The sequence below is a fragment of the Streptomyces sp. JNUCC 64 genome (assembly GCF_054484115.1).
Map to the genome: position 1 here is coordinate 1410752 of NZ_CM137015.1, position 11523 is coordinate 1422274.

The window sequence follows — 11523 nt, forward strand, 5'->3', positions numbered from 1 at the left end:
AGCCATGTTGTTGGACTTTCCAAGCCCACACTTGGTAAAACCAAGCAACACGCCACGCAGGGCGCCGGGTCCGCCGCACGGGACGACGTCCGCCCACGGTACTGGGAGGTCAGCGCATGGAGTTCCGGCAGTCGAGCAAGTTGAACGAGGTCTGCTACGAGATCCGGGGCCCGGTGATCGAGCACGCCAACGCCCTGGAGGAGGCGGGCCACAGCGTGCTGCGGCTCAACACCGGCAACCCCGCGCTGTTCGGGTTCGAGGCGCCCGAGGAGATCGTCCAGGACATGATCCGGATGCTCCCGCAGGCGCACGGCTACACCGACTCCCGGGGCGTCCTGTCGGCGCGCCGGGCGGTCGCCCAGCGGTACCAGGCGCTCGGGCTGGAGACCGACGTCGACGACGTGTTCCTCGGCAACGGCGTCTCCGAGCTGGTGTCGATGGCGGTCCAGGCACTGCTGGAGGACGGCGACGAGGTACTGATCCCGGCGCCCGACTTCCCCCTGTGGACCGCCGTCACCACGCTCGCGGGCGGCCGGGCGGTGCACTACCTCTGCGACGAACAGGCCGACTGGTACCCGGACCTGGACGACATGGCGGCCAAGATCACCGACCGCACCCGGGCCCTGGTCATCATCAACCCGAACAACCCGACGGGCGCGGTGTACCCCAAGGAGGTCCTGGAGGGCGTCCTCGACCTCGCCCGCCGCCACCACCTGATGGTCTTCGCGGACGAGATCTACGACCAGATCCTCTACGACGACGCCGTGCACCACACGGCCGCCGCCCTCGCGCCCGACCTGGTCGTCCTCACCTTCAGCGGGCTGTCCAAGACCCACCGGGTCGCCGGGTTCCGCTCCGGCTGGCTGGTCGTCAGCGGCCCCCGCCAGCACGCCCGCAACTACCTGGAGGGCCTGACCATGCTGGCGTCCATGCGGCTGTGCGCCAACGCGCCCGCCCAGTACGCCATCCAGGCCGCGCTCGGCGGACGGCAGTCCATCCACGAGCTGACGGCCCCCGGCGGACGGCTGCGCGAACAGCGGGACCGGGCCTGGGAGCGGCTCAACGAGATCCCCGGCGTCTCCTGCGTGAAGCCCCGGGGCGCGCTGTACGCGTTCCCCCGGCTCGACCCGGAGGTGTACCCGATCCACGACGACGAGCGGTTCGTGCTGGACCTGCTGCTGCGGGAGAAGATCCAGGTCGTCCAGGGCACCGGCTTCAACTGGCCGCGCCCCGACCACTTCCGCATCCTCACCCTGCCGCACGCCGACGACCTGGACGCGGCGATCAGCCGGATCGGACGGTTCCTCGCCGGGTACCGGCAGTGACCCTCCGGGCCCGGGGCCACCGGCCGACCGGGGCGTTCCTTGATCGTCCGGTGGTATCAAGGACCCATGGGTGATCTTCTTCTGGTCCGGCACGGGGAGACCGAGTGGTCCCTGTCCGGACAGCACACGAGCTGGACGGACCTCCCGCTCACCGACAACGGCCGGGCGCAGGCCCGCGCCCTGGCGCCGCTGCTGACCTCGCACCGGATCGCGTGCGCCCTCAGCAGTCCGTCGAAGCGGGCCCGGGAAACGGCCGAACTCGCCGGGCTGACCGAGGTGCGCACCGACGACGACCTGCGCGAATGGGACTACGGCGGCTACGAGGGCATCACCACCGTGGAGATCCGCCGGTCCCGTCCCGGCTGGTTCCTGTTCGACGACGGCGTGGCCCCCGGACCGCCGGAGCACCCCGGGGAGAGCCCCGAGGAGGTGGGCGCCCGGGCCGACCGGGTGCTGGCCAAGGTGGACGCGGCCCTGGCCAACCACGAGGGCAGCGTGGTCCTGGTGGCGCACGGGCACTTCCTGCGGGTGCTGACCGCGCGACGGCTCGGGCTGCCCCCGTCCCACGGCGCGCTCTTCCAGTTGGCCACGGGGACGGTGTGCCGACTGGGCACCGAGCACGGGCGGCCGGTCGTCGCGGGCTGGAATGTCAGACCCTCCCCGTAGGGTCGACGGCAGCGGGGAGTTCACGGGGGCTCCCCGCCACCGGAGGGAGCCGAGCCATGTCCCGACCGCCGACCGCCGCGCAACGCCGCCTCCTTTCGACCGCCGAACCGGTGACGGGGCGGCTGCGCGGCACCCCCGCCCAGTTGTCGGCGCTCGGCAGACTGGGGCTGGCGTTCCGTCACCCCCGGCCACCGCACGACTGGTTCCTCACCCCAGCCGGACGCCGCGAGCGGGTGCCGGAGCCCACGCCCGGACCACCGCCGGAGCCACCGCCCGAAGCGCCCCCGCCGGACGGCGGGGTGTTCGCCGCGCGGGTCGGCGGTGACGCCTCCGGGCCGGGCGGCGCCCGGCGCGCCCGGGAGGTGGCCAGCGCCTGGACGGGGCTGCTGGAGCTGCGGCGGATGACCCGGCCCGACGGGGCGACGGACCGCCCCTGCGCCTGGGAGCGGGCGCATCTGGTCCAGGCGGCGGCCCTCGCGCTGGAGGCGGCGGGGTGCGTGCCCGAGACCGGGGAGGGGCCCGGGTACCGGGTGGTGGAGACTCCCCAGCCGGAGGCGGTCGGCGTCCACGCGGACGGCGCGGCGGGGCTCGCCTCCTGCGCGGCGGCCCTGGAGCGGGCGGGCTGGCAGGTCGGCGAACACACCGAGCGCCGCGCGGGCGGCGGGCGGCGTTACCTCCTCGCCTCGCCCCGCCGCGACCGTGGGTGAGGCCGCCCCGGGCCTCACGACGACGGCGGTGGCGGTGGCGCGGACCCGGCGGTGGCGATGGCGGTCGCAACGGCACGGCGCACCCCAACCGCAGTCACGGCAGTCATGGCAGTCACGGCACCGGGATGGTAGTGGCGGCAGTCACGGCACCGGGATGGTCGTGGCGGCCCCGTGGGCACGGTGACCGACGGACCCTCAGCCGGTGCTCGGACGGGGCCCCCGCCCGGTAGTCGCCCGCTGGTCAGGCGGGTCGTCGACCGGGTGGGCGGCCGACGGCCGTCCCGTGGTCGTCCCCTCGGCCGCCCCTCGCAGCCGGTCTCCCGGTCCGCTCTCCCGGCCGCCCCCTGGTCATCCCCCTGTTCGGCCCTGGTCAGCCGGTGGGGAGGAACGCCTCCCGGTGGTCCCGGACCCATCGCTCGTACGTCCAGGGCGGGCGGCCCAGGACCCGTCGCACCCCGTCGGTCAGCACCGTGTTGCGGCCCTCCCGCACCAGCCGGTTCCCGAGTTCGACCATCTCCACGAAACGGGGGTCCATCCCTGCCCGGATCATCCGCTCCCGCAGCGGCCCGGGGCGCACCTCCTCCGTCCCCACCGGACGGCCGAGTTCCTCGGCGAGGACGGCCACCTGGTCGGGGAGGCTGAGCGCGCGGGGCCCGGTCAGGGTGTGCACCCCGCCCGGCGGCCCGGCCGTGGTGAGCGTCTCCACGGCGACCTCGGCCACGTCCCGGGGGTCCACGACGCCCTGCGCCCCGGACCCGGTCGGATTGGGGACGGGCCGCCCCGCGCGGACCGGCCCCGCCCACCCCAGCGAGTTCGACGCGAAGGTCGTCGGCCGCAGGGCCGCCCACTCCAGACCGGAGGCGGCGAGGTCCCGCTCCCCGGGCAGGTGCCAGCCGCCGACCGGGCCGTAGTCGGGGTCCCCCGTACCGATCGCGGACAGCTTCACCACCCGGCGCACCCCGGCCGCCCGGGCGGCGTCGATCACGGCACGGTCATGGGCGGCGAGGTCCGGTCCCGGCGGGGCGAGCAGGAAGACCGCCGAAACCCCGGCCACCGCACGGTCCAGCGAGACCGGGTCGTCGTAGTCGCCGCGCACGGGCACGCCGGACGCCGGGAGCAGGAGCCGGGAGGGGTCACGGGACAGCGCCCGGAAGGGGAGGCCCCGCGCGCCCAGCAGCCGCGTGACCTCACCGCCGATGGTGCCCGAGGCACCGGTGACGAGAATCATGAGATCAGCCTGGAGGGCGGACACTCCCCCGCGACAGGAAGGAACGGCACGCTCCGGCCGCCCGTTCCGCGGCCGCGCGGGCCCACCGTGGACGGCGACCCCTGATCAGGGAGGACGATCGTCATGCGCCCGCCCGCCGGATCCGCCCCCGCAGATCGCTCGGTGACCTCCACCGACCCACCCCATTCCGTCCGTTACGTCTTCCCGGCCGTACCGCCCGCGCTGCGGACCCGGGTCACCGACGCCGTCGTGATGACCGTGCGGAGCCTCAGCGCCGCGAGGGCCTCCGAGGGTCCGGCGCCCGCGTTCGCGCACGCCCCCGACGCCGCCACCCGGCTCGTGCTGCGCCGGAACCCGGACGGCGGGAGCGGGGAACCGCTCCTCGTCGGCCCCCGGACCCGGGCCGCCTACCGCTCCCGGCGGCACCCGCCGTCCCGTCTGACTCTACGGCTCGCGCCGGGTGTCGCGCGGGAGTTGCCGGGGGTTCCGGTGGAGCGTCCGACGAACCGAGCGGTAAGACTCGCCGAGCTACCAGCGGGATTACCGCCGTTCGACGATACCGACCCCGAACTTCTCGAACAAGTACTCGAACTGGTTCCACCGGCGCCCCGGAGCCGCTCCCGCGCGGCGGCGGAGGACCGGGCACGGCTGCCGCGCTCGGCGATGACGGCACTGACCGACCCCGGCACCGGCCCGACCGGAGCGTGGGAGCCGCCCCCGACGACGGCACCGGCACACCGGTCGCCGGAAACCGGCCGGGTAGCGGTGAGGGAGCTGGCGCGACGGCTGTCCGTGAGCGAGCGTCGGCTGCGGCTGCTGTTCACGGACGGCGTCGGACCGCCGCCCGCCTACGCGGCGCGGGTCGAACGGGTGCGCCGTCCGCTGGTGGCGCGCACGGCCGTGGACCCGGCCACCGCGACCGCCCAGGGCCAGCCCGTCCCCTTCTCCGTCCGACCGGCCCCGGCGGCCGCACCGGACGCCGACGGCCTCCCCTGGGCCCGGCTCGCCGTGACCACCGGCCACTACGACCAGTCGCACATGACCGCCGACTTCCGTGCCCTGAGGGGAGTCCCACCGGGCGCCCACTTCGGGGGACGCCACCCCGGGGCCGGGCCCTGCCGGTCGGCCGACCGGCTCTGAGGGTCACGCCGCCCCTCCCGTCGCCCTTCCCCGCCGCCCGTCGCCCGGATCCGGCAGCACGGCAACCACCCGTGCGGGGCGTGCGGGGCAAGGCGGAGGGCGGAGGGTGGAGGGGTCCGGCGCACGACACGGCGGAGGTGGCGGGCGGCCGGTGCTCGGTGTGCGGGCGCGCGGGCGTTAGACATGGTCCGACCCCGTCCCCCGCACGGCCCGCCGGGCCCCTCGTCCCCCACGGAGGCGCCATGCCGCTGCCCCGCCGCGCCCTGTTCTCCGCAGCCGCCGGAGCCACCACGGCCGCCCTCGACGCGTTCACCGGACCCGGCGCCCCCGCCGACCACGACGGTCCCCGCGCCCCGACCGCGCGTGAGGAAGGTCCCGCCGCCCGGGCGGCCCGGCGGCTGCTCCCCCGGCACGCGGGGCAACTGGTCTTCCGGACGGGGCGGGCCGGGGCGGGGGGCGCCGACGCGTTCGCCGTCTCCGGGGCGCGGGGGCGGATCGTCCTCACCGGCACCACGCCCGCCGTCCAGCTGACCGCGCTGCGCTGGTACCTGAAGCACACCGCGCACGCCAACCTCACCTGGGCGGGCGACCAGCTCGACCTGCCGGACGTCCTGCCCGCCCCCGGCCGGGCCGCGCGGACCGCCCGGGTACCGCACCGCTTCGCGCTCAACGACACCGACGACGGGTACACCGGCGCCTACCGGGACTGGTCCGTCCGGGAACGCGGACTGGACGTCCTGGCGCTGCACGGCTACAACCGCGTCTTCACGCAGATCGGCGCGGAGGCCGTGCACCACCGGGTGTTCCAGGGGTTCGGGTACACCGAGGCGGAGGTCAGGGAGTGGATCCCCGGGCCCGCGCACCAGCCGTGGTGGCTGCTCCAGAACCTCTCCGGCTTCCCCGCCCCGCCCTCCCGGGGGCTCGTCGGGGCGCGGGCCGCGCTGGGGCGGCGGATCTGCGCACGGCTGCGGGAACTCGGGATGACCCCGGTGCTGCCGGGCTGGTCGGGGCTGGTCCCGCCGGGTTTCGCGGAGCGGAACCCGGGGGCGCGGACCGTGCCGCAGGGCGAGTGGTACGGCTTCACCCGGCCGGACTGGCTCGATCCGCGCACCGAGGCGTTCGCCCGGGTGGCGGCGGCGTACTACGCGGTCCAGGAGGAGCTGTTCGGCCCGACCACGCTGTACAAGACGGATCTGCTGCACGAGGGCGGCAGCGCCGGTGACGTCCCGGTCGGGGAGGCGGCGCGGGCCGTGCAGCGGGCGATGCGGGCGGCGCGTCCGGAGGCGGTGTGGGTGACGCTCGGCTGGCGGGCCAATCCGCCGCGCGAGCTGGCGGAGGCCGTGGACCGGGACCGGACGCTGGTGGTGGACGGTCTCGCCGACCGGCACGAGACGGCCGGGGACCGGGAGGCGGACTGGGCCGGGGTGCCGTACGCGTACGGGTCGATCTGGAACTTCGGCGGCCACACCGTGCTCGGGGCGAACGCGCGGGAGTGGACGCGGTCGTTCCCGGAGCGGCTGGCGCGGCCCGGGGGCACGCTGCGCGGGATCGCGCTGCTGCCGGAGGCGTCCGGGGACAATCCCGCCGCCTTCGAACTCTTCTCCGAACTGGCCTGGCTGGACGGTCCGCCCGACCTCGCCGACTGGTTCGCCCGGTGGGCGCGCGCGCGGTACGGGGGCCGGGACGCGCACGCGGCGGCGGCCTGGGACCGGCTGCGCCGGACGGTGTACGGGACGACCCGTGAGGACGGGTGGAGCGAGGGCGCCGACGGGCTGTTCGGGGCGCGGCCGTCGCTGACGGCGGTACGGGCGGCCCGCTGGTCCCCCAAGGCGCTCCGCTACGACCCGGCGGAGTTCGAGCCCGCGCTCGGCGAACTCCTCGCGGTACGCCCCGGGTTGCGGAGGTCGTCGGCGTACCGGCGGGATCTGCTGGACGTGGCGCGGCAGGCGCTCGCCAACCGGAGCCGGGCCCTGCTGCCCCTGATCAGGGCCGCCTACGAGGGCGGGGACGCGGCGCGGTTCCGGACGCTGACGGACCACTGGACCGGGCTGCTGGACCTGCTGGAGCGGCTGCTGGCCACGGACGGGGCGCATCTGCTGGGGCGCTACCTCGCCGAGGCCCGCGCCTGGGGTGCCGACCCGGCCGAACGGGAGCGGCTGGCGTACGACGCGCTCTCCCTGCTGACCGTGTGGGGCACCCGGAAGGGGGCCGACGCGGGACTGCGGGACTACGGCAACCGGGAGTGGGCGGGGCTGGTCGGCGGGCTCTACCGGCTGCGGTGGACCCGGTACTTCGCGACCCTGGAGGAGGCGCTGCGCACCGGCGGCGCCCCGGAGCGGATCGACTGGTACGCCCTGGAGGACGCCTGGACGCGGTCGCCCGGCCGTCCGGCGACCGTGCCGCGCGGCAGCGTCCACGCGGTGGCGACGGAGGTCCGGGACCGGCTGCGCGCGCTGCCCTAGCCCGGGCGTCCGCGGGCGGCCGGGCCGCCCGGGCCTCGGCGGCCCGCCCGGAGTCCGTTCGCGGGCCGTCCCCGGGCGGGCGTCCCCAAGAGGTCGGTCCCGGACGGTCGTTCCGGGGCCGCCGGGTCGGAGTCAGAGGCGGGGCACCGGTGTCATCCGCGCAGGGCGTCGAGGAACGCGTAGCCGGTGAGGGCCACTCCGCCGCAGGCCAGACCGAGTCCGATGAGCGTCACCAGTGCCATGAGGACCGCGTGGAAGGGGGACGGCCGGGTGGCGGCGCGGGCGGGGTCGCGCGGGTCGTAGCTGAGCTCCAGCCGCCGTCCCCCGGCCGGTTCGCGGTAGTAGTGCGTTCCGCCGTCGAGGTCCGTGTACCGGTACGCCTTGGTGCCGGGGGCGCGGAGGTCGAGTTCCGCGACGACCGTGACGCCGTGCCGGGACAGCCGTACGCCGTCGTACAGGGCCCGGCCCTGGAAGACCACCAGGGACGCCCCCATGGCGGCGAAGAGCTGGGCGGCGGGGAGGAGGACGCCGAAGGCTGGGTGGTCGAGCGCCGCCACCCCCACGTCGACCGCCAGGAGGAGGGCGATCACGGTGGCGACGGCGAGGGTCCGCCGGGACGGCCGTCGGCGGTCCGGCGCGGGGGTGGTCGTGACCAGGTCGGTGCCCTCGGGGCGCGGATCCCCGGGGGCGCGGCGGGGCAGCCGGGCCCCGACGGCGGCGGCGAACGCGGACACCCCGGCGGCACTCGCGCCGCGCACCTCGTACACGGGGGCGGGGACGCCGGTCAGGGCCGTCGTCAGGACGATCCCGGCGGAACGGTCCCGGCCCCGGACCTCCTCGACGGCTTCCAGGGGGATCCGGACCGTCAGTCCGCTCTTCCCGTCCTCCCACCGCAGATGGTCGGAGTCCGCGTCGAAACGGGCGGTGGCGTCACGACCGCGCAGCACGAGTGAGGGCGCGGGGGGTGTCGGGGGTGTCGTCGTCACATCCCTAGGACACGCGCGGGCACCGTCCGGTTGCGTGCGGCCCCCTCTCGGACCCGGTGGGCCGGGGCGGCGGGTGAGCCGGTGCCGGACGGTCGGACCGCTGGTCAGCGGGGGTGCGACCGAGGGAGCGGGGGCGGCTTTTTCTCAACAAGGCAGCGAAACGGACCCCCGCCCCACCAGGGCAGTGACCCGAGTCACGGTGTTCAGTCCCCCGTGAAGGCTTGATCGATCAATCCCCTGGATGGTTACCATATGAGCGCCGCCTAGCTCGAAAGATAAATCTGTGACTGTCAACGAGGACGCCTTCACCAACTGGAAGACCCGCGAGGAGATCGCGGAGTCGATGATTCCGATGATCGGGAGGATGCACCGGGAGCGGGACGTGACGGTCCTGGTCCACAGCCGTTCCCTGGTGAACAAGTCGGTGGTGAGCATCCTCAAGACCCACCGCTTCGCCCGGCAGGTCGCCGGGGAGGAGCTCTCGGTCACCGAGACGATGCCGTTCCTGCGCGCGCTCACCACCCTCGACCTGGGGCCCTCCCAGATCGACCTCGGCATGCTGGCCGCCGCGTACCGCGCCGACGAGCGCGGACTGTCGGTGGAGGCGTTCACCGCCGAGGCCGTCGCCGGGGCCACCGGGGCGAACAAGATCGAGCGCGGCGAGGGGCGCGACGTCGTCCTCTACGGCTTCGGCCGGATCGGCCGTCTCGTCGCCCGGCTGCTGGTGGAGAAGGCCGGGTCCGGCAACGGGCTGCGGCTGCGGGCCGTCGTGGTGCGGGGCGGCGGTGACCAGGACCTGGTCAAGCGCGCCTCGCTGCTGCGCCGGGACTCGATCCACGGCCAGTTCAACGGCACCATCACGGTGGACGAGGCGAACAGCACGATCGTCGCCAACGGCAACGCGATCCGGGTGATCTACGCCAACGACCCGTCCGAGATCGACTACACCGAGTACGGCATCCGGGACGCCGTCCTCATCGACAACACCGGCAAGTGGCGCGACCGCGAGGGCCTGGCCCAGCACCTGCGCCCCGGCATCGACAAGGTGGTCCTCACCGCGCCGGGCAAGGGCGACGTCCCCAACATCGTGCACGGGGTGAACCACGACACGATCAAGCCGGACGAGCGGATCCTGTCCTGCGCCTCCTGCACCACCAACGCCATCGTGCCGCCGCTGAAGGCCATGGACGACGAGTTCGGCGTCCTGCGCGGCCATGTGGAGACCGTCCACTCGTTCACGAACGACCAGAACCTGCTGGACAACTACCACAAGGCCGACCGTCGCGGTCGTTCCGCGCCGCTCAACATGGTCATCACCGAGACGGGCGCCGCCTCGGCCGTCGCCAAGGCGCTGCCGGACCTCAAGGCCCCGATCACCGGCAGCTCGATCCGGGTGCCGGTGCCGGACGTCTCGATCGCGATCCTCAGCCTCCGGCTGAGCCGCGAGACCACCCGCGAGGAGGTCCTCGACCACCTCCGCGAGGTCTCGCTGCACTCCCCGCTGAAGCGCCAGATCGACTTCACCACCGCCCCCGACGCCGTCTCGATGGACTTCGTGGGCTCGCGCCACGCCTCGATCGTGGACGCCGGGGCGACCAAGGTCGACGGCGACAGCGCGATCCTCTACCTCTGGTACGACAACGAGTTCGGTTACTCGTGCCAGGTCATCCGGGTGGTCCAGCACGTCTCCGGCGTGGAGTACCCGACCTACCCCGCCGCGGCGGTCTGAAGACCGCGGGTCCCCGACCAGGTTCCCGCTGGGAGGGCGGCCGTCGCCGGCGGGTGACGGCCCCCTCCCTTCTCCTTTCCCCGTGCCCCGGCGCACTCCGGAACCCCTCCTCCGGACGCGCTCCGGGGCACGCGGGCGTGCGCCCGCACGGGAACAGACCGCTGGCATACGCGGAACCGCTGCGCGGGGCGGTCCGGGTGGAGCACGATGGGGGTGCTGTCGAGGCGCCGTCCACGAGCCGTCCGGACCGGCCCCGCCCCCGGTGCGGCCCGGCGGCGCCCTCCCTGGACCACCGAGCCAAGTCCTGGAGACGTCATGGCCGAGAGCGTGCCGGTGCGGTGCCCGGTCTGCCGCCGCGACCACCAGTTCGTCCCGACCGCCTACCCCTGTCCGTGCGGGGAGCCCGTCGCCCCGCGCGTGGCGCCGGGGCGGGAACCCGAGAACGTGACCGACCGCGCCTGGTCCGCCGACTGGGTGCGGGTGCCCTGCCCCTCCTGCGGACGGGAGGACCCCTGGCCGCGCCCCGAACTGGGCTGCGGCTGCGGGGCGGTGCTGCGGGTCCCGCTCGCCGCGCCCGCCGACGCGCCACCGGACGGACCGCCGTCGTCCACCGGCGCGTCCCCGTCCGCCCCGCCGCCCGTCGCGCCCCCGGCCGCCGCGTCCACGGGCGCCGCCCCGCCGCCGTCCGACGCCCCGGACCCCGCCCCGGACCCCGCCCCGGCCCCGGACCCCGTCGCGCGTCCCACGGAGCGGGACGGGCCCGACCGGGAGCACGGCCGGGACGGGGGCGGTCGCTTCCCGGCGCACATCCCGCTGCCCGCCACCGCGTCCACGCCCCGGCCCGCCTTCCGGCCCACCGTGATCCGCACCGCCCGGGACGCGGTGACCGTCATCGCGCTGTATCTGCGCTGGCTGGGCTACCGGGAGATCCGGCGGGCCGCGGAGCCCGCGCCGTCCGGGGTGCCGCTGACCTCGGACGGGCTGGTCGCGGTCGTGGAGCCGACCGTGCGGCGGGCCTCCGCCCGGGACGTGGAGTGCCTGTGGCTGGTCTCCCTCGCCGAGGCGGTGGGGTGCGCGTACTTCACCCTCGCCGGATACGAGGAGGGGGTCCGCGAACGCGCCGACGCGCTGGGCGTCCCGCTGTTCGTGGTGGACCTCGCGGGGGTGCCCCGGCCGGTCAACACGGTCGCCGAGGAGCTGGTGTCCACCGGGGCCTGAACCCGGCCGGGCACCCCCGGGGAAGGAGTCCGGGCCCCGCGCCGACACGGGGCCCGGACGTC

At 75.4% G+C, this 11523-nt stretch carries 9 protein-coding genes; 7 read left to right on the top strand and 2 right to left on the bottom strand.

The genetic code is table 11. The features are described from left to right. Positions 1-116: 116 nt before the first annotated feature. From ACVWNX_RS05605 to ACVWNX_RS05615, 3 genes are all read left to right on the top strand, one after another. Positions 117-1325 carry a pyridoxal phosphate-dependent aminotransferase gene (locus ACVWNX_RS05605; protein WP_454412754.1) on the top strand — a complete coding sequence of 403 codons (1209 nt, stop codon included), beginning with the start codon at positions 117-119 and terminating at the stop codon, positions 1323-1325. A gap of 66 nt (positions 1326-1391) precedes the next feature. After that, positions 1392-1991, top strand: a complete 600-nt coding sequence (locus ACVWNX_RS05610) for a histidine phosphatase family protein (RefSeq protein WP_454412755.1) — start codon at positions 1392-1394, stop codon at positions 1989-1991. Between the two features lie 56 nt (positions 1992-2047). Then, positions 2048-2698 carry a hypothetical protein gene (locus tag ACVWNX_RS05615; protein WP_454412756.1) on the top strand — a complete coding sequence of 217 codons (651 nt, stop codon included), beginning with the start codon at positions 2048-2050 and terminating at the stop codon, positions 2696-2698. Between the two features lie 370 nt (positions 2699-3068). Here ACVWNX_RS05615 and ACVWNX_RS05620 read toward each other — a convergent pair whose 3' ends face one another. Further along, the gene (locus tag ACVWNX_RS05620) at positions 3069-3926 is read right to left on the bottom strand and encodes an NAD(P)H-binding protein (protein WP_454412757.1); all 858 of its coding nucleotides are present in this window, start codon (positions 3924-3926) and stop codon (positions 3069-3071) included. Between the two features lie 123 nt (positions 3927-4049). Between ACVWNX_RS05620 and ACVWNX_RS05625 the strand changes: the two genes are divergently transcribed. Together ACVWNX_RS05625 and ACVWNX_RS05630 are read left to right on the top strand one after the other, a co-directional pair. Further along, positions 4050-5066, top strand: coding sequence for a hypothetical protein (locus ACVWNX_RS05625; RefSeq protein WP_454412758.1), 1017 nt, complete (start codon positions 4050-4052; stop codon positions 5064-5066). 242 nt (positions 5067-5308) lie between these two features. Beyond that, on the top strand, positions 5309-7528 hold the full coding sequence (locus ACVWNX_RS05630) for an alpha-N-acetylglucosaminidase (RefSeq protein ID WP_454412759.1): 2220 nt from the start codon (positions 5309-5311) through the stop codon (positions 7526-7528). A 152-nt stretch (positions 7529-7680) separates the two neighbouring features. On the opposite strand, the gene ACVWNX_RS05635 is transcribed toward ACVWNX_RS05630, so the two are convergent. Beyond that, positions 7681-8514, bottom strand: a complete 834-nt coding sequence (locus ACVWNX_RS05635; RefSeq protein ID WP_454412760.1) for a DUF3592 domain-containing protein — start codon at positions 8512-8514, stop codon at positions 7681-7683. 283 nt (positions 8515-8797) lie between these two features. Between ACVWNX_RS05635 and ACVWNX_RS05640 the strand changes: the two genes are divergently transcribed. After that, positions 8798-10243, top strand: coding sequence for a glyceraldehyde-3-phosphate dehydrogenase (locus ACVWNX_RS05640; protein WP_454412761.1), 1446 nt, complete (start codon positions 8798-8800; stop codon positions 10241-10243). 315 nt (positions 10244-10558) lie between these two features. Continuing rightward, entirely contained in the window at positions 10559-11461 is a 903-nt protein-coding gene (locus ACVWNX_RS05645) for a hypothetical protein (protein WP_454412762.1), read from the top strand. Positions 11462-11523 lie beyond the last annotated feature (62 nt).

Coding starts and splice junctions, on each gene's coding strand:
- ACVWNX_RS05620 (WP_454412757.1), bottom strand. CDS start 3,926: ATGATTCTCGTCACCGGTGCCTCGGGCACCATCGGCGGTGAGGTCACG.
- ACVWNX_RS05645 (WP_454412762.1), top strand. CDS start 10,559: ATGGCCGAGAGCGTGCCGGTGCGGTGCCCGGTCTGCCGCCGCGACCAC.
- ACVWNX_RS05625 (WP_454412758.1), top strand. CDS start 4,050: ATGCGCCCGCCCGCCGGATCCGCCCCCGCAGATCGCTCGGTGACCTCC.
- ACVWNX_RS05615 (WP_454412756.1), top strand. CDS start 2,048: ATGTCCCGACCGCCGACCGCCGCGCAACGCCGCCTCCTTTCGACCGCC.
- ACVWNX_RS05610 (WP_454412755.1), top strand. CDS start 1,392: ATGGGTGATCTTCTTCTGGTCCGGCACGGGGAGACCGAGTGGTCCCTG.
- ACVWNX_RS05605 (WP_454412754.1), top strand. CDS start 117: ATGGAGTTCCGGCAGTCGAGCAAGTTGAACGAGGTCTGCTACGAGATC.
- ACVWNX_RS05630 (WP_454412759.1), top strand. CDS start 5,309: ATGCCGCTGCCCCGCCGCGCCCTGTTCTCCGCAGCCGCCGGAGCCACC.